Genomic DNA, 17,982 nt, shown 5'->3' with positions numbered 1-17,982 from the left:
TCCGAAAGATGAATGGGCGTCTTTATAGCTTGACGCTCGATAGTGATCAAATTACGTTATGCGTAACTGGATTACGATAAAAACAACTTCCGCTCAGAGGACGATCCATGACCCTCGAATACCTGTCGGGCTTCGGCAATGAATTCGCCAGCGAAGCCCTGCCCGGCGCCTTGCCGGTCGGCCAGAACTCCCCGCAAAAAGCACCCTACGGCCTGTACACCGAGCTGTTCTCCGGCACCGCGTTCACCATGACCCGCAGCGAAGCCCGGCGTACCTGGTTGTACCGCATCCAGCCGTCGGCCAATCACCCGGCGTTCGCCAAATTGGAACGGCAATTGGCCGGCGGTCCGTTGGGTGCGGTGACGCCCAACCGGCTGCGCTGGAACCCACTGGATATGCCTAGCGAGCCGACCGATTTTATTGACGGTCTGGTCGCAATGGTCGCCAATTCGGCGTCGGAAAAACCCTCGGGTATCAGCATCCACCACTATCGCGCCAATCGCTCCATGGAGCGGGTGTTCTTCAACGCCGACGGCGAATGGTTGATCGTCCCCGAGCAGGGGCGCCTGCGTCTTGTCACTGAACTGGGCGTGCTGGAAGTGGAGCCGCTGGAAATCGTCGTGCTGCCCCGTGGCCTTAAATTCCGCGTCGAACTGCTGGACGCTCAGGCCCGCGGCTACATCGCCGAGAACCACGGCGCGCCGCTGCGCCTGCCGGACCTGGGGCCCATCGGCAGCAACGGCCTGGCCAATCCACGGGACTTCCTCAGCCCCGTCGCCCATTACGAAGACTTAAGGCAACCGACGACGTTGGTGCAGAAGTTTCTCGGCGAACTGTGGGCCTGCGAGCTCGACCATTCACCGCTGAACGTGGTGGCCTGGCACGGCAACAACGTGCCGTACAAATACGACCTGCGCCGCTTCAACACCATCGGCACCGTCAGTTTCGATCACCCGGACCCGTCGATTTTCACCGTGTTGACCTCGCCCACCAGCGTGCACGGCCTGGCCAACCTCGACTTCGTGATTTTCCCGCCGCGCTGGATGGTGGCCGAGAACACCTTCCGTCCGCCGTGGTTCCACCGCAACCTGATGAACGAATACATGGGCTTGATCCAAGGCGCCTACGACGCCAAGGCCGAGGGTTTCCTGCCCGGCGGTGCGTCGCTGCACAGCTGCATGAGCGCCCACGGCCCGGATGGCGAAACCTGCACCAAGGCTATCAATGTGGAACTGGCGCCGCACAAGATCGATAACACCATGGCGTTCATGTTCGAGACCAGCCAAGTGCTGCGTCCCACCCAGTTCGCCCTGGACTGTCCGCACCTGCAACCTGCTTACGACGCGTGCTGGGCCTCGCTGCCCGTCACCTTCAACCCGAATCGGAGATAACCCATGACTCAGCCCACCCCTGCCCGTAGTTGGGTAGCGTCCGCCAACGGTCACGCGGATTTCCCGCTGCAGAACCTGCCGCTGGGCATCTTCAGTCGCAATGGCGAGCCCCCGCGCAGCGGCGTGGCGATTGGGGATTTCATCCTGGATCTTCACGCGACATTGGACGCATTCGACGGCGAAGCCCGTCGTGCCGTGGAGGCGACTGCCGGCGGTCAATTGAACGGGTTGTTCGCCCTGGGCCGTGGCCCACGCGTGGCCCTGCGTGAGCGCCTGCTGGAGCTGCTTGCCGAGGGCAGCCCGCTGCAAGCCCGCGAGGCGCAGGTGCTGCACCGCGCGGCTGATTGCCAACTGCACCTGCCAGCCAAAATCGGCGACTACACCGACTTCTACGTTGGTATCGAACACGCGCAGAACGTCGGCAAGCTATTCCGCCCCGACAACCCGTTGCTGCCCAACTACAAGTATGTGCCGATCGGCTATCACGGCCGCGCCTCCACCGTGCGCCCCTCGGGCATGGATGTGCGTCGCCCCAAAGGCCAGACCCTGCCTGCCGGCCAATCCGAACCCACCTTCGGTCCCTGTGCGCGGTTGGACTACGAGTTGGAACTGGGCATCTGGATCGGCCAGGGCAACGCCATGGGCGAAGCGATCGCCATCGGTGACGCGGCCGAGCATATCGCCGGTTTTTGCCTGCTCAACGACTGGTCGGCGCGGGATATCCAGGCGTGGGAATACCAGCCGCTGGGGCCGTTCCTGTCCAAGAGCTTTATTACCACAGTCTCGCCCTGGGTGGTCACGGCTGAAGCGTTGGCGCCGTTCCGCAAGGCTCAACCGGCACGCCCCGAAGGCGATCCGCAGCCGCTGCCGTACTTGCTGGATCAACGCGATCAGGCCGGCGGTGCTCTGGATATCGAACTGGAAGTGCTGCTGACCACGGCCGCCATGCGCGAACAAAACCTGCCGGCCCATCGCCTGGCCCTGAGCAACAGCCTGCATATGTACTGGACCGCCGCGCAGTTGGTGGCCCATCACAGCGTTAACGGTTGCCAACTGCAGCCCGGCGATCTGTTCGGTTCAGGCACCTTGTCCGGGCCGCAAGCCAGCCAACTCGGCAGCCTGTTGGAGATCACCGAGGGCGGTAAAAAAGTGATCGAGCTGCCGTCCGGCGAAGTGCGTAAATTCCTCGAAGACGGCGACGAAATCATTCTGCGTGCGCGCTGCAACCGTGAAGGCTATGCCTCCATCGGTTTTGGCGAATGCCGTGGCACTGTGGTCGCAGCGCGCTGAGGAGGGCGGGGGATGGAACTCTATACCTATTACCGCTCTACTTCGTCGTATCGCGTGCGCATCGCTTTGGCGCTCAAGGGGCTGGCGTTCACGGCGGTGCCGGTCAACCTGCTGGTGCCGGCAGGGGGCGCCAACCGCCAGCCGGCGTACCTGGCCATCAACCCGCAGGGCCGCGTGCCGGCCCTGCGCACTGACGACGGCGACCTGTTGATCCAGTCGCCGGCGATCATCGAATACCTCGACGAACGTTATCCACAGGTGCCGCTGCTGAGCCAAGACCTGGCGACCCGCGCCCACGAGCGTGCGGTGGCATCGATCATCGGTTGTGACATCCACCCGTTGCACAACTCCAGCACTCAGAACCTGTTGCGCCAATGGGGGCATGACGACACGCAGGTGCTGGCGTGGGTCGGGCACTGGATCAGCCAGGGCCTCGGCGCGGTGGAGCAGTTGATCGGTGATCAAGGGTTCTGTTTTGGCGACCAGCCGGGCATGGCCGATGTGTTTTTGATCCCACAGTTATACGCAGCCGAGCGGTTCAAAGTGTCGCTGGCCGATTACCCGCGTATCGGCCGTGTTGCGGCCTTGGCCAAGCAGCATCCGGCGTTTATTCAAGCCCATCCCGCTAATCAACCGGATACCCCTGAGGCCCCGTAAATCCGCTGTGCGACACCCATAAAAATAAAACAGGTACCTTGCGATGCACACTCAGATTGCCAGCTTTCGCGCGGCACTCGACGCCCGTCCGGTGTCGCGCTTCCAGTGGTTGATCCTCTTGTTGCTGGCGTTGCTGCTGGTGACCGATGGCTACGATGCCCAAGTGCTGGGCTACGTAGTGCCGGCGCTGGCCGCGGACTGGGGGCTGGAAAAAGCCGCGTTCGGCCCGGTGTTCAGTGCCAACTTGCTGGGGTTGACCCTTGGCTCACTGCTGGTGACGCCACTGGCGGACCGCTTTGGCGTACGCCGGATTCTGTTGGCCTGCGTGCTGATCTACGCCAGCCTCACGGTGCTGATGGTGTTCGCCGACTCGCTAACCACGCTGATGGCCGCACGGTTTATCTGCGGGATCGGCATGGGTGGGGCGATGCCAAGCGCCATGGCCTTGATGTCGGACTATTCGCCACCGCGCCTGCGCACCCTGATGGTGACCTTGGCCGCGTGCGGCTTTTCGTTTGGTGGCGCGGCGGGTGGGTTCGTGGCCGCAGGATTTATTGAGCATTACGGGTGGGAGGCGGTGTTCCTGGCAGGCGGTGTTACGCCGCTGCTGTTGTTTCCGTTTCTGGTGTGGCTGCTGCCCGAATCCTTGCCGCGACTATTGCGGGACGCGCCGCCTTACTGGCGTCTGCAGCGGGTCACGGCGCGCCTGTTGCCCGACTGGCAACCGCCGTTGGCAAGCACCGCCGATGACCAGCAGGCGCGGGGCAGCCAATTGACTGTGGTTGAGTTGTTTCGCAACGGTTACGCCCGCCCGACCTTGCTGATCTGGGCAACCTTTTTCGTCAGCCTGATCCTGCTGTATTTCATGATCAGCTGGCTGCCGTCGTTGCTGTTGGAAAGTGGCCTGGCACTCAAGCAGGCCAACCTGGTGACGTCGATGTTCCTGTTTGCCGGCACCTTGGGTGCCATCGGCATGGCCTGGTTTGCCGACCGCCTGAAAAATAAAGTCCGCCTGCTGTGCGGGGTGTTGTTCGCGGCCGGGCTGTGCACCGTGCTGTTGGGCTTGAACCACGATAATCCGCGCTACTTGGTGGCGTGCGTGTTTGCCGCCGGCTTCTGCATCATCGGTGGGCAACTGACGTTGAATGCCTTCGCCAGCAACTTCTACCCGGCCCACGTGCGCGCCACCGGCACGGGCTGGGCACTGGGAGTAGGGCGCTTCGGCTCGATCCTCGGGCCGTTGCTGGGCAGTCTGCTGCTGGCAATGCAGGTACCGGTGCAGCAGATTTTTTTCTACTGCGCGATTCCGGCGGTGATGGCTGCGTTGTTGATCATTCAGGTGCGCTCGCCACAAAAAACTTCGCGCCTTAACTAGAACCCAAGGTGTTGGTCAATGCACCACCGTGTTGGGCGGCAGATGCCCCAACCGCTCGGTCAGGCGCAGGCGTTGGATCGGGTCTTCGCTGAGCAGCAGCGCATGTTCCAGATCGAAGCGTTCGGCGTTGGGGCAGTCCAGGCGTTGATACAGGCTGGCCCGTGCCAGGTAATCGGCGGCGCTGGCATTGCCCAGTTCCAGCACGCGCTCGGCGTCGATCAGCGCCGCCAGTGGATCGTCATTGGCCAAGTGCAATTGGCGCAGGTTGCGCGACAAGCGTTGGAGCATCGAGCGCGGTTCGGCGGTATGCAGGTGTTCGGCCTGCAACTTGAGGTTGGGGCCATATTGGCGTTGCAGCAGTTCGCGGCAATCGTTGGTGTAGAGGCGCCGACCGCCGCAGGGGTCCAACAAGTGATCAGCGCCGGGGACGCGTAGCAGGAAATGCCCTGGGAAGTTCACGCCGACCATGGGAATGTGCAGGCGCCGCGCCAGTTCCATGGCAATCAAGCCCATGGCCAGGGGCTGCCCGCGTTTGCGCAGCAGGACTTTATCCAACAGCGCAGCGGCGGGGCGTAGGGGCGTGAAGTCATCCTGGGCAAACCCCAGATCGTTCAGGCGCCGCAGCAGCGGTTGGCCCAGTTCATCCGCCGGCAGCACGGGCATGCCTGCGCTCACCTGTTGTTGCAGCAACCCCAGTTCTTGCAGGATCTGCAACGGTTGCACCGTCGCGTCATGTTCGGCGGCAATCCACAGCGCGGCCTCGAACAGTGCAGGGGGCGAGCGTTCCAGGCAGGCGAAAAAGGCTTGGCGGGGCTTCATTGCATTCTCCGGCGGATGCCCCGTTTTAGCCTTGCTGGGAATTTTCGTCCAGTGACTTAAGAAAGATCCTGCGCGCTTATGTCGCAGAACCTACAAAATCGGACGACTTATTCCAGCGTACTTCGGCAGTTTTCTGCCGCAAGCCTATACTTGGCGACACAAGAAGTGATTCGGGAGCTCGACGATGTTTGCTCTCATGCACCGCACCCGCCTTGAATCGCTGCACCTGAGCATCGACCCGGTGACAGGCTTGAAGGCGGTCATAGCCATTCACAACAGCCGCCTGGGGCCCGCCCTGGGCGGCTGTCGTTACCTTGCCTACCCCGACGACGAAACGGCCGTGGCCGATGCCGCGCGCCTGGCCCAAGGCATGAGCTACAAAGCCGCCCTGGCCGGGTTGCCGGTTGGTGGTGGCACCGCGGTGATCCTGCGGCCCGCCCATGTTGAAAGCCGCGCGGCGCTGTTCGAAGCCTTTGGGCGTTGCGTGGAACAACTGCATGGCCGCTACATCACGGCCATCGACAGCGGCACCTCGGTGGCCGACATGGATTGCATCGCTCAACAAACCCGTTTCGTCACCAGCACCACCGCCGCCGGCGACCCTGCGCCCCACGCCGCCATGGGCGTGTTTACCGGCATCCGCGCCACGGCCATGGCGCGCTTGGGCAGCGACAACCTCGAAAGCCTGCGGGTGGCCATACAAGGCCTGGGCAACGTCGGCTACGCCCTCGCCGAACAGCTGCACGCCGCCGGCGCCGAATTGCTGGTGAGCGATATCGACCATGGCAAGGTGCAACTGGCCATGGAGCAGTTCGGCGCACACCCCATCGCCAACGACGCCTTGCTCAGCACCCCCTGCGACATTCTTGCGCCCTGCGGCCTGGGTGCGGTGTTCAACCGTACCAGCGTGGGCCAACTGCGTTGCGCCGCCGTGGCCGGTTCCGCCAGCGCCCAACTGACCAACCTGCAAGTGGCCGATCAGTTGGAGGGGCGCGGCATTCTTTATGCGCCCGACTATGTGATCAATTCCGGCGGCCTGATCTACGTCGCGCTCAAACACAGCGGCGCCGAGCTGCCCACCATCACCGCGCACCTGTCGAACATTGGCTCACGCCTGACCGAAATCTATGCCCATGCCCAAGCCGAAAAACGCTCGCCCGCACGGGTAGCGGACGAATTGGCCGAGCGCCTGCTCTACCAATGAGCGGCGATTAAAAAGGCCCTGAATCAAAGATTCAGGGCCTGTTCAATTCGGGCTTTATTCCGCCGGCGGGTTGAGCAACTCGGACAACGCGTCCGGCTGACTCTTGAATGCCTTGGCAAATACATCGCGGTTCTTCGCCATGTAGATCCCGGCTTCCTCGACCTGCTGCTCGCTCAAGGACGGCACGGCTTTTTGCAACACTTCTGCCAGCAACTCAGCGAGTTCAAGCATTTTGTCATGACGGTCAGCTTCGGCTTTATCCATGAACAAACGCTCCAGATCTCGGCTGCTGCGGTATACCACTTCGACGGCCATTCACCACCTCACATGCCTTCACGATAGTTGTCTTTTGCGACTACTGTATTTATATACAGCGAAAAGGGTAAGCCAAACCGTGGGGTTTGGGTAGCAGTTTTTTAATGTAGTTGGGAAATGGACCGTGTGGGGCGACGCATCAAGCTATCAGGCTGCCGGTGTGCCTCATGTCATGCTGACATCATCTTACTTTCCACGCTCTGGCCTTTTTTCTGCATGCAGAACAACCGTCACGTCCAACCCGCATTATCCGGTCGAACCGACCTAAGGAAGCATCATCGTGAAAATCAACTGGGCCGAAAAGTTGCGCCACCAGGTCCATGGCCTGGCCGAGTCGCTGGGGAACCTGTTTGTGGAGTCGTTCCACTACCTGGCGCTGTTCGCCATTGGCGCGGTCACGGCCTGGGCGGCGGTGATGGAGTTTCTGGGGATGCTGGAGAACGGGCACATCAAGATCGATGACATCTTGCTGCTGTTCATCTACTTGGAATTGGGCGCGATGGTCGGGATTTACTTCAAGACCAACCACATGCCCGTGCGCTTCCTGATTTACGTGGCGATCACCGCGCTGACACGCCTGTTGATCTCCAACGTGTCCCATCACAACCCGCCGGACCTGGGCATCATCTACCTGTGCGGCGGGATTCTGCTGTTGGCGTTCGCAATCCTGGTGGTGCGTTACGCATCGTCGTCGTTCCCTTCGGTGAAGGTCGAAAGCCCGCGGCGCAAGGGCGAGGCGAGCCTGGAGACCGAGAAGGGTGAGCTTTAAAGACCGACGCTGAACGGCAGGTCACGGGCCGGCGGTGGCTGCATAAGTTTGTGGTTGTCGCCGTCGGTCATGATCGCCAGGATTTCCATGGCGCTGTGGCCCTGCTCGATGGCGATGCCGAACTGGATGCTCTGCACCAGGCGCTTGAGCCGTTCGGGGTCGTTGCGTTGCTCGGCGCTGATCATGCGCTTGGCCACCACGCCCGTCTCATTCGAGAGGGTGAGCATGATGCTGCCGTCGAGCCGTTGGATGCTCAGGTTGACGCGATATTTTGGGCTGAATGTGTCGGTGATGATCTGAAAAGGATTGTCCATGGTGCGTTACCGCCTGATAAGAACATGCAGTCATTGACGACCGGTGTCTGGATTAGTTCGCATTGCCTGACCACCGGCCAATTCGTCGCTGAGGGGCACAAATTCCGTTTGCCTCAAGAGCCTTACAGCAAGGGCCGTGCCGTATAACGACCATCCCAATGTGGGAGGGGGCTTGCCCCCGATAGCGCTGGGTCAGTCAGCCCATCTACCACTGACCCACCGCCATCGGGGGCAAGCCCTCTCCCACAATTGTTTCAGACCCGTGATCTATTTCAGGGCACTACCGGGAAAACGATCTCACACAGCGCAATCAGCACTCCACCCAGCTCACCGCCAGGCCTCCCCGGGAGGTTTCTTTGTACTTGTCATGCATGTCGGCGCCAGTGTCGCGCATGGTGCGTATCACCCGGTCGAGGGAAATGAAGTGCTTGCCGTCGCCGCGCAAGGCCATTTGGGTTGCGTTGATCGCCTTGACCGCCGCGATGGCGTTGCGCTCGATGCACGGCACTTGCACCAGGCCGCCGACGGGGTCGCAGGTCAGGCCCAGGTTATGTTCCAGGCCGATTTCGGCGGCGTTTTCCAATTGCTCGGGCGTGGTGCCGAGGATCTCGGCCAAGCCGGCGGCGGCCATGGCGCAGGCTGAGCCGACTTCACCCTGGCAACCGACCTCCGCCCCGGAGATCGAGGCGTTTTTCTTGCACAGGATGCCGACGGCGGCTGCGGCCAAAAAGAAATTGACCACGTCGTCGTCAGACGCGTCGGCGTTGAACTTCATGTAGTAATGCAGCACCGCCGGGATGATGCCGGCCGCGCCGTTGGTCGGTGCGGTGACCATGCGCCCGCCCGCGGCGTTTTCTTCGTTGACGGCCAGGGCGAACAGGTTGACCCACTCCATTGCCGACAAGGTGGACGTGATGACATTCGGTTTGCCGATTTCCAACAGGCTGCGGTGCAACCTTGCCGCGCGGCGCGGAACGTCGAGGCCGCCAGGCAAGATGCCTTCATCGCGCAGGCCTTGTTCGACGCATTCGCGCATCACCGACCAGATATGCAGCAGACCGCTGCGAATGTCTGCGTCACTGCGCCACGCACGCTCGTTAGCCATCATCAGCTCCGACACCCTTAAACCGTGCTGCTTGCACAGCGCCAGTAGTTCGGCGGCGCTGGAAAACTCATAAGGCAATGCCACATCGCTGACCGGCGCGATACCCGACGCCGCCTCGGCCGCCTCGATGATGAAACCGCCGCCCACCGAGTAGTACGTATCTTCACTCACCAGACCATGGTCGCCATAGGCGTGCAGGGACATGGCGTTGGGATGGTAGGGCAAGCTCTCTTCGAGCAGCAGGAGGTCGGTGTGCCAGTTGAAGGCGATGTCCTCGGTGCCTGCCAGCAGTAAGCGGCCGCTGTCGCGCAGTTGCTGAATACGCGGATTGATCGAGGTGGGGTCGACCTGATCCGGCCACTCGCCCATCAACCCCATTACGCAGGCGCGATCCGTGGCATGGCCGACACCGGTGGCGGACAGCGAGCCATACAGGCGCACTTCGACGCGGCGGGTGCGGCTGAGCAATTGTTGTTCGGTCAGCGCCTTGGCAAAGGTCGCGGCTGCGCGCATGGGGCCGACGGTGTGAGAGCTGGACGGGCCGATGCCGATTTTAAATAGATCGAAAACACTGATAGCCATGCTAAAGCCTTACAAGCAATGGAGTAGGAATCGCTGCCATTTTTTTGTAGGACGAGCGCAATCGGCGCGATACTGAGCGCCTGTAGCACCACTGACCAACGAATTCTCCTAAGAAACCCTTTAGTAGGACTAAACCCTATGGCTCGGCCACTCCATGGTCAGACGTACGTCTGGCTGCATGTTTTCTCCTGTGCGGCGCGGCATTTGTCTTTCACCCGCTGCGCCGAAGAACTGCACATCACGCCGGGGGCGGTGAGTCAGCAGATTCGCCAATTGGAGGAGCGCCTAGGCTTTCGCCTGTTCCATCGGCGCGCCCGGGGCGTGGAACTCAGTGCCGAGGGGCAGCGATTAGCGGCGACGGTGGGGGAGGCCTACGGCAGCATCGACGCCGAGTTGCGGCGGCTGGACGCCGGCATGATCAGCGGCACCTTGCGGCTGCGGTCGATCCCGTCGTTCCTCGGTAAGTGGTTGACCCCGCGCTTGCCGCGTCTGCAGCAACGCTTTCCGGATATCCAACTGCGCCTGGTCGCCGAAGACAGCAGCGTCGCCCTGCACGAAGGCGACTTTGACCTGGCCATCGACCTCAACGACGGCAGCTACCCCGGCCTGTTATCCACAGCCTTGCTCGATGAACAGATCTTCCCGGTGTGCGCGCCGAGCCTGCTGCGCGGACGCCCGCCGTTGCATGGCCCCGCCGACCTGGCGCATTTCCCGCTGTTGCACGACATCACCGCCTGGCGTGGGAGTTATGAGTACGCCGAGTGGGAGTTCTACTTGAATGCCATCGGCTGTCACGACGCCGATGTGCGCCGCGGCCATACCTTCAACCGCAACCACCTGACCATCGAAGCGGCCATCGCCGGCATGGGCGTGGCCATTGCGCGGCGTACCTTGCTCAACGATGAGCTGGAACGCGGCACTTTGATCGTGCCGTTCGGCCTTGCCGTGCCGAACCACAAACGTTACGTGTTGCTGTACGCGCCAGGCGCGTTGAGCCACCCGGGCGTGCGCGCGGTACATGACTGGCTGGTAGAGGAAGCGGGGTTTTTTCGCAGTTTGCACCCGTTGGGAGAGGGGCAATGATGAGGATCGAGAGGACGTAAGAAGATGTAACTAACTCCCCACCCTACCAGCGTTTTTGCTTGTCGTCAGGGTTAATTTGTAATGTAGGATTTATCTTTGCAAAGGGGTTGAATTGTTTCCGCAGGTGCTCAATTGTGTAATCAAGAGGTCATGGTTTCACCACAACGGTGTTGCAGTTTGTGATCTCTCGCGAGCTAGCTGAAATAAGGGAAGAACTATGCAAATCCAAGTCAATAGCGATAACCATATTGAAAGCAGCATCCGACTGGAGGAGTGGGTACGTACTACCATTGAGAGCACGCTCGAACGTTATGAAGAAGACCTGACCCGTGTCGAGGTCTACCTGCGGGATGAGAACGGCGACAAGCCTGGCCCCCATGATCTGAGTTGCCGCCTGGAAGCGCGGCCAAAAGGCCATCAACCGCTGTCGGTTCTGCACAAGGCCGATACCTTGGAACAAGCGATCGACGGTGCAGCGACCAAGCTGGACCACGCGCTGGAACACCTGTTCGGCAAACTGCAAGGCAAGCCTCGCGCTGCCGGCAAAGGCCAGCCGACCACCAAAGTCAACGAAGATGAGCTTGAACAGGAGTTCCTGGAAAAAGAACGCGCCGTTTTCAACGGCTGATCACTGACCGTTCTGTCATCCCCTCTGGAAACGGGCCTGCACACGCAGGCCCGTTTTTCGTTACTGGACTCGTCGGAAAAAGTACCCGCTCAACAGCCCCAACCCAGCCGCTCCCAGCCCCGCGAATACCATCGCCCAGCCAGCCCCGTGGCGCAGCGCCGCCTGTGCATCCGCCGTTGTCAGCCCCGCCGCGTTGAGTTTGCCGGCCGCAAGTTGCTGGCTGATGCCCGGCCATGTCTGGGCCGAGCTGGCAGGCAGCACACTGCCCAGGTAGTGGCTGATGCCCAGCAATACCACCAGGCCCATCAGCGCAATGGCGAGCGCCAACGTAATCAGGCGCGCGCTCAGATCGATGCCCGACGCCATTCCCGCCCTATCAGCCGACACCGAACCGGTAGTGGTGTTGGTGGTCGGGGAATTGATCAGCGCCAGGCCCACGCCGGCGATCACACAACTGGCCAGTATCCATCCGACAGCGGCGTGCTCGGCTTGGTTGGCGGCGGCCATCGCCAGAAAACCCGTCCCCATCAAACCCAGGCCCAGCGGAATGATGCGCTCGGCACCATGGCGCAATGCCAGGCGCTCGGCTAGAGGCGGCACCAGCAAGGTGGGCAGGGTGTAGGCGAGCAGCGCAGCGCCGGTAGTGAGGGTGTCGTAGCCCAGGCCGGTCTGGAAATACAGCGGCAGGTAGATCATGAATGGCCAAAAACTGACGTTCATGCCGATCGACCCCATCAGCGCGCCATTGAAGCGGCTAATGCGGAACACCGAAAAATCGAACATCGGGTGCGCACTGTGCCGTTCGATCTGCACGAACAACAATAAGGCGGCCGCCGACAGACTGGCCCAGCCCAGCATCGCCGGCGTGGCGAAGCCGTTTTCGCTGCCCTGGGTGATGACATACACCAGGGCAAACACCGCCAATGTCAGGGTCAGCATGCCGCCGATATCCAGGCGGTGGGCGGCCGGATCGCGGGATTCCTGCACACTGATGCGCAACAGCAACAGGGTGAACAGTGTCAGCGGCACATGCACCAGAAACACCCATCGCCAATCCGCGACCGCGAGGATCAACGCGCCGACCATCGGCCCGAAGCCCAGGCCGATACCGGCGATCACGCCCCAGATAGCGAATGCCCGCGCCCGTGCCGCCGGTTCACGGAACAGATGCGAGAGAATCGCGAACTGGCAAATCATCATCGCCCCGGCGCCGATGCCCTGAACAAAGCGTGCCGTGATCAGGGTGGCGGCGCTGTCGGCCAGCCCGCAGGCCAGTGAGGCCAGCCCAAATAGCCACAAGCACAGCACGAGCACGCGTCGCCGCCCAAAGCGATCAGCCAGGGTGCCGGCCGCCATCAGCACGCTGGTGCAGGCCAGGGTGTAGGCATTCATGATCCATTGGGCGTCTTGGAAACCCGTGCCGAGTGCATGTTCAAGTGTGGGCAGAAGCACGGGCACGCTGGAGATTTCCAGGCCGAACATCAGCGCCACCAGGCACACGGCGGTGAGGGCGACGGCCTGGCGGGGAGCGCGCGCGGGGCTGGCGGTCAAGGTAGCGGCGGCGGGCATGGGATTCTCCTGTAAACAAATGGATTAGCCATTTTCAGGGGAATTGAATTCTTTATCCGTGATAAGTTTTCCGCCAGTTAGGGAATTAAAGGCGACAATCAAATCATGGTCACCCCCCGTTTCGATGGCGTTGAATTGTTTTTGCAGATCGTTGAGAGCGGCAGCCTCACTGAGGCCGCCGAACGTTTGCACCTCACGCGATCCGCCGTTGGCAAGGGCCTGGCGCGGCTGGAAGCGCGGCTGGGCACCTGTTTGTTACAGCGCTCCACCCGCCGTCAACGTCTGACCGAGGATGGCCAGGCGTACTACGAACATTGCTTGCGCGCCCAGGCGGAGCTGGAGGCTGCCGAATCGGTGCTGCAAAGCGGTCGGCAACAACCGCGCGGGCGCCTGCGGGCGAGCGTACCGTTGGCGTTCGGTCATCACTACGCGGCGCCGGCGCTGTGGGGCTTGATGGACCGGTATCCAGAGCTGGAAGTGGAGATTTGCTTCGCCGATCGGCTGACGGACCTGGCGCAGGAAGGGTTCGATATTGCCGTACGCATCGGCGCATTGCCCGATACCGACCGGCTCAGCGCACGACGCCTGGGCGAACAAGTGATGGGCTTGGCCGCGTCACCGGAGTACCTGCAGCGCACGGGACCGATCCATCATGTCGACGACCTTGCCAGTCGCCGTAGCATCGCCTATCGCAGCCAACCTACGCAGCGTGCCGGCATCGCCTCGCCGTTGATCATGGACGACCTACAGGCCGTGGCCGATGCCGCGATGGCGGGTGTCGGCCTGGCGTGGTTGCCGAGTTGGTTGATTGCCCATTACGTGCTGCGTGGGCAATTGCTGGCGGTGCTGCCGGACTGCCGTGAGCAGCCCGCACCGATCCATGTGATCTGGCCAACGGCCACTCACCTGCCGGCCAAGACGCGCTGTGCCATCGACGCGCTGGTGGCCGGCACGCCCTCGTGCCTGGCGGGCAGTTGATCAGAACGCGATGGAGGTCTGCACATACACCGTGCGCGGTTCGCCGACGTATTTGCCCTTGTTGTTGTCATCGAACGAGCGGGTGAAGTACTGCTTGTTGAAGATGTTTTTCACCCCGACCGCGACGTTCAGGTCCGACAGCTGCGGGCCGAAGTCGTATGCCGCGCGGCTGCTGAACAGCATGTAGCCGGGGATGCGTCCATTGGCACCGTCGGCGGTTTCGGCACGGGTGTTGGCGTTGTCGGCAAACTGGCTGCTCTGGTAGCTGCTGTCGAGGTTGAGCTTCCAGGGGCCTTCGGTGTAACCCACGCCCAGCGTGCCCTTGTGTTTGGACGAGAAGGGCACGCGGTTGCCTTTGTTTGGGCCGTCTTCGCGGATAGTGGCGTCGACATAGGCGTAGGACGCGTACACGTCGAAACCGGCCAGTGCCGGGCTCAAACCGTCGAGGGCGTAGTTCACGCTGGTCTCGATGCCCTGGTGCCGGGTTTCGCCACGGGCGATCACCGAATCGTTGGTCTGGTTGCTTTCGTACTGATTGTCGAAGTTGATCAGGAACGCGCCGATTTCCGCGCGCAGGGTGCCGTTGTCATAGCGGGTGCCCAGTTCCCAGGTGCGGGCTTTTTCCGGTTTGACTTCGCCGCTGGTCACGCGATTGGGCATCTGGCTGTATTGCACGCTGCCGAACGAGCCTTCGGTGTTAGCGTAGAGGTTCCAATCGTCGGTGACGTGATACAGCACGTTGAGCGCCGGCAACGCGGTGTTGTAGTCGCCCTTGTACTTGACGTTGGTGAGGTTGTTGGTCTGCTGGGAATCGATCATCTCGTAGCGAATGCCCGGGGTGAGGGTCCATTTGCCGATATCGATCCGGTCGTCGATGAAAAACGCGTTGGCTTCGGTGCCGCCCCGGGTGTCGCGGTCGTTGCGGCTATCGGTGTTGGGGAGCTGCTGGTTATTGGCGTTGATCGGCGTGCGGTAGCGCAGTTCGTGGCCGGCTTCGTTGATATAGCGGTAGCCGACGCCGACTTCATGGCTGGTCGGGCCGAGGTCGAAGCCTTGGGCGAAGCGGGTTTCCAGGCCGCGTACCCAGTATTCACGCGGCGACAGCGACAGGAACGTGCCCTGATCCAGGTAACCGCTGCGAAGGGTCTTGGTGAAGAAGCTGTTGACGGTGAACTCGCGACGGTCCTGCTCGTATCGGTAGCCAACGTTGAACATCGTGCGGCGACCCCAGAATTTGTCGTAGGGGCGGGTGGACTGATACGGGTCGGCCTTGTAGTCCGCGACGTTCAAGCCGCCGGGCATATCGGCCTGGCCTTCGTAGTACTGCGCGATGGCGTTGAAGCTGTTGGCGTCGTCGAGTTGGTACTTGCCTTTGAGAATCAGGTCGTCGATGCGTGTGTCGCTGTGTTCGCGCCAGTCGCCGCCCCGGGTGCCGGAGTACAGCAGCGCGCCGCCCAGGCCATTCTCGGCAGTGCCGCCGGCCAGCAGGTTGCCGGTGGTCTTGAAGCCATCGTGGCTGGAGGATGGGCTGGTTTCAGTCTGCAGGCCGCCTTTGACGGTGGGGGCGTCCGGGATCGCACGGGTCACGAAGTTGACCACGCCGCCGACGTTCTGTGGGCCGTAGCGTACGGCGCCGCCACCGCGTACCACGTCCACCGCGTCCATATTGCCCATGCTGATCGGCGCGAAGGACAATTGCGGCTGACCATAGGGCGCGAACGGCACCGGAATTCCGTCCATCAGCACAGTAGAGCGCGAGGCCAAGCGCGGGTTGAGGCCACGGATGCCGAAGTTGAGCGCCATGTCGTGGCTGCCGGTACCGTTGTTGTCCGGGGCGTTGACGCCGGGGATGCGGTTGAGCACGTCGCGGGCCTGGGTGGCACCTTGGCGTTCGAACTCTTCGCGGCGGATCACGTCGCGGGCGCCGGGGTGTTCGAATACGTTGGTCTGTGCCGCATCGCCGAGCCAGTCGCCGACCACGCTGGAAGTACCCAACTCAATAGTGGCCGGTGCGCTGGCCGGTTGCACGCTGTAGGCGTTGTCGCCCTCGGCGCGTGCTTGCAGGCCGGTGCCTTCCAGCAGTTTTTGCAGGCCGTCGGCGGCGCTGTAGTTGCCGGACAGGCCGCGACTCTGCAGGCCGGCGGTGACCTCGGAGCCGAACGAAATCAACACGCCAGCTTCGCGGCCAAATTGATTGAGCGCCGCTTCAAGGGAGGCGGGGACGATGTGATAAGGCTTGGTCTCGGCCGCCATCACCGACGGCAGCACCGTCAGGCTGAGGCTGGCGCCAAGCAGCAGTTGGCGCAGGGTGCGGGCGAGAAGGGTGGGTTGCTGGGGCATGAAGGGCGGTCCTGAGAAGGAAGGATCAAGGGGGCTTTCCTTCTCTGTCACGCGAGGTACGGAAAACGGCTCACGGTGTTTGGAAATAATTTAAGCGCGGGCCTGCACCGTGACCCAGTAGCGGGTGAAACGCCGGACTTTCACCGGCAGGCTTATTTCCAGCAGGTCGAGGATGCGCTCGCTGTCATCCAACGGATAGCTGCCGGAAATCAGCAGATTGGCCACCTGCGGATCGCAATTGAGCTGGCCGCGGCGATAGCGGCCCAGTTCGCCGAGGAAGTCCTCCAGGCGCATATGGGCGGCCATCAGCATGCCTTCGGCCCAGGCGCCGCTGTTGGCGTCGGTGGCGCGCGGCGTGTCCCAGCCCTTGCGGGTGAAATTGACCTGGCGCATCGCCTCCACCGTCAGCGGCAGGCCGCTGTAGGTGTTGGGCATCACCTCGACGCGGCCATTGAGCACCGCCACTTGAGTGTGATCGTTGAACTGGCGCACATTGACGCGCGCGGCTTGGCTGCTGAGTAGGCCCTGGCCGGTCAGCACTTGCAGCGGGCTACTGCCGGCGTTGGCGTTGAGCAGGATCTCGCCTTCGAGCAGGCGCACCAGGCGTTGTTCGCCATCGAAATGCACGTCCACCGCGCTGCCGGTGTTGAGCTGCAACTGGCTGCCGTCCGCCAACTGCACCTTGCGTCGCTGGCCGACGGGGCTGCGGTAATCGGCGGTCAGCGGCGGCAGGATATGCTGCTGGCGCAGGTTCCAGGCCGCGGCCGAGCCGGCCCCCAGGATCAACAACAACTTCAATGCCTGGCGCCGACTGTTGGAGGTTGGCGCATTCAACGCTGCGTGGGCCAAAGGCGAAGGCATGCCGCGCAGGCGTTGATTGACGCGTTGGATATGCTCCCAGGCGCGCTGGTGTTCGCTGTGGGCGTTCAGCCACTGCTGCCAGGCGGCCTGCTGACGCGGGGTGAGCGCGCCTTGCTGCATTTCCAGCAGCCAGTGCACAGCTTGTTCGGCCACCTGGTGGGAAACGTTCATAGGGCGAAGTAGCAGCGCAGCGCCGCTTTATGCAGGTGGCGTTTGACGGTGGCGATGGAGATGCCCAACTCGGCGCCGATCTGCGCGTAAGTGAGGCCGTCGAGCTGGGCCAGCAGAAAGGCGCGTTTGACCTGAACGGGCAGGCCGTCGAGCAATTGGTCCAGCTCCATCAGGGTTTGCAGGATGATTGCGCATTCTTCTTCCGAGGGCGCTACCTGCTCGGGCATCTGCGCGAGGGCGTCGAGGTAGGCGCGTTCGAGGTCCTGGCGGCGATAGAAGTTGTACAGCACGCGCTTGGCCACGGTGGTGAGGAAGGCGCGCGGTTCGATCAGCGTCGGGGTTTCGCGGGCGGTGAGCACGCGGATAAAGGTGTCCTGGGCCAGGTCGGCGGCACTTTCAGGGCAGCCGAGCTTGCGTCGCAACCAGCCGGTGAGCCAGTGGTGATGGTCGTTGTACAAAACTTCGACGGTGTTGGACGGCGACAACGCGAACACTCCGCAAGCATCGGTAGGCGTTAGAGAACAAGAATTG

The 17,982-nt window shown here is 62.2% G+C and carries 17 protein-coding genes; 9 read left to right on the top strand and 8 right to left on the bottom strand.

What is annotated here, in order from left to right; translation table 11 throughout:
• Positions 1 to 107 precede the first annotated feature (107 nt).
• Genes hmgA through YA0848_RS04290 form a run of 4 tightly spaced genes read left to right on the top strand, consistent with a single transcriptional unit; the run spans position 108 to position 4,713 of the window.
• Entirely contained in the window at positions 108 to 1,391 is a 1,284-nt protein-coding gene (hmgA, locus tag YA0848_RS04305) for a homogentisate 1,2-dioxygenase (RefSeq protein ID WP_034096024.1), read from the top strand.
• A gap of 3 nt (positions 1,392 to 1,394) precedes the next feature.
• Positions 1,395 to 2,681, top strand: coding sequence for a fumarylacetoacetase (fahA, locus tag YA0848_RS04300; RefSeq protein WP_034096025.1), 1,287 nt, complete (start codon positions 1,395 to 1,397; stop codon positions 2,679 to 2,681).
• A gap of 12 nt (positions 2,682 to 2,693) precedes the next feature.
• Positions 2,694 to 3,338 carry a maleylacetoacetate isomerase gene (gene maiA / locus YA0848_RS04295; protein ID WP_034096026.1) on the top strand — a complete coding sequence of 215 codons (645 nt, stop codon included), beginning with the start codon at positions 2,694 to 2,696 and terminating at the stop codon, positions 3,336 to 3,338.
• Between the two features lie 43 nt (positions 3,339 to 3,381).
• Entirely contained in the window at positions 3,382 to 4,713 is a 1,332-nt protein-coding gene (locus tag YA0848_RS04290) for an MFS transporter (RefSeq protein WP_034111861.1), read from the top strand.
• Positions 4,714 to 4,728: 15 nt separating this feature from the next.
• On the opposite strand, the gene YA0848_RS04285 is transcribed toward YA0848_RS04290, so the two are convergent.
• A complete protein-coding gene (locus tag YA0848_RS04285; protein ID WP_169902761.1) occupies positions 4,729 to 5,532 on the bottom strand; it encodes a SirB1 family protein in 804 nt (267 codons plus the stop codon).
• Positions 5,533 to 5,716: 184 nt separating this feature from the next.
• Here YA0848_RS04285 and YA0848_RS04280 point away from each other — a divergent pair, with 184 nt between their 5' ends.
• Positions 5,717 to 6,736, top strand: coding sequence for a Leu/Phe/Val dehydrogenase (locus YA0848_RS04280; RefSeq protein ID WP_034096029.1), 1,020 nt, complete (start codon positions 5,717 to 5,719; stop codon positions 6,734 to 6,736).
• Positions 6,737 to 6,790: 54 nt separating this feature from the next.
• Here YA0848_RS04280 and YA0848_RS04275 read toward each other — a convergent pair whose 3' ends face one another.
• A complete protein-coding gene (locus tag YA0848_RS04275; RefSeq protein WP_010564043.1) occupies positions 6,791 to 7,051 on the bottom strand; it encodes a YebG family protein in 261 nt (86 codons plus the stop codon).
• 280 nt (positions 7,052 to 7,331) lie between these two features.
• Here YA0848_RS04275 and YA0848_RS04270 point away from each other — a divergent pair, with 280 nt between their 5' ends.
• Positions 7,332 to 7,820, top strand: coding sequence for a phosphate-starvation-inducible protein PsiE (locus YA0848_RS04270; RefSeq protein ID WP_034096030.1), 489 nt, complete (start codon positions 7,332 to 7,334; stop codon positions 7,818 to 7,820).
• On the opposite strand, the gene YA0848_RS04265 is transcribed toward YA0848_RS04270, so the two are convergent.
• Positions 7,817 to 8,134: a DUF3509 domain-containing protein gene (locus YA0848_RS04265; protein ID WP_034096031.1), complete on the bottom strand. Its 318-nt coding sequence runs from the start codon at positions 8,132 to 8,134 to the stop codon at positions 7,817 to 7,819. The two genes, YA0848_RS04270 and YA0848_RS04265, sit on opposite strands and share 4 nt — an antisense overlap.
• Positions 8,135 to 8,444: 310 nt before the next feature.
• Entirely contained in the window at positions 8,445 to 9,821 is a 1,377-nt protein-coding gene (locus tag YA0848_RS04260) for an L-serine ammonia-lyase (protein ID WP_169902759.1), read from the bottom strand.
• Positions 9,822 to 9,959: 138 nt separating this feature from the next.
• On the opposite strand from YA0848_RS04260, the gene YA0848_RS04255 reads away from it, so the two are divergent.
• Complete coding sequence (locus YA0848_RS04255; protein ID WP_034096033.1) at positions 9,960 to 10,904, top strand: LysR substrate-binding domain-containing protein; 945 nt, start codon at positions 9,960 to 9,962, stop codon at positions 10,902 to 10,904.
• Between the two features lie 217 nt (positions 10,905 to 11,121).
• Complete coding sequence (locus YA0848_RS04250; RefSeq protein WP_034096034.1) at positions 11,122 to 11,532, top strand: HPF/RaiA family ribosome-associated protein; 411 nt, start codon at positions 11,122 to 11,124, stop codon at positions 11,530 to 11,532.
• A 60-nt stretch (positions 11,533 to 11,592) separates the two neighbouring features.
• Here YA0848_RS04250 and YA0848_RS04245 read toward each other — a convergent pair whose 3' ends face one another.
• Complete coding sequence (locus YA0848_RS04245) at positions 11,593 to 13,101, bottom strand: MFS transporter (RefSeq protein WP_169902757.1); 1,509 nt, start codon at positions 13,099 to 13,101, stop codon at positions 11,593 to 11,595.
• A gap of 105 nt (positions 13,102 to 13,206) precedes the next feature.
• Between YA0848_RS04245 and YA0848_RS04240 the strand changes: the two genes are divergently transcribed.
• Positions 13,207 to 14,079: a LysR family transcriptional regulator gene (locus YA0848_RS04240; RefSeq protein WP_034111869.1), complete on the top strand. Its 873-nt coding sequence runs from the start codon at positions 13,207 to 13,209 to the stop codon at positions 14,077 to 14,079.
• On the opposite strand, the gene fecA is transcribed toward YA0848_RS04240, so the two are convergent.
• The 3 genes from fecA to YA0848_RS04225 all read right to left on the bottom strand — a co-directional run bounded on the left by fecA (position 14,080) and on the right by YA0848_RS04225 (position 17,936).
• A complete protein-coding gene (gene fecA, locus YA0848_RS04235) occupies positions 14,080 to 16,419 on the bottom strand; it encodes a TonB-dependent Fe(3+) dicitrate receptor FecA (RefSeq protein ID WP_169902755.1) in 2,340 nt (779 codons plus the stop codon).
• A 90-nt stretch (positions 16,420 to 16,509) separates the two neighbouring features.
• A complete protein-coding gene (locus tag YA0848_RS04230; protein WP_169902754.1) occupies positions 16,510 to 17,451 on the bottom strand; it encodes a FecR domain-containing protein in 942 nt (313 codons plus the stop codon).
• The gene (locus tag YA0848_RS04225) at positions 17,448 to 17,936 is read right to left on the bottom strand and encodes a sigma-70 family RNA polymerase sigma factor (protein ID WP_169902752.1); all 489 of its coding nucleotides are present in this window, start codon (positions 17,934 to 17,936) and stop codon (positions 17,448 to 17,450) included. Before YA0848_RS04225 ends, YA0848_RS04230 begins: the two co-directional genes overlap by 4 nt.
• Positions 17,937 to 17,982: the final 46 nt, after the last annotated feature.

Origin of the sequence: Pseudomonas sp. S4_EA_1b (assembly GCF_016307435.1) — a bacterium.
GTDB classification, from domain to species: Bacteria; Pseudomonadota; Gammaproteobacteria; order Pseudomonadales; family Pseudomonadaceae; genus Aquipseudomonas; species Aquipseudomonas rhodesiae.
Note: the sequence above shows the minus strand (reverse complement) of the source record. Positions and strands in the feature narration are given on the sequence as shown.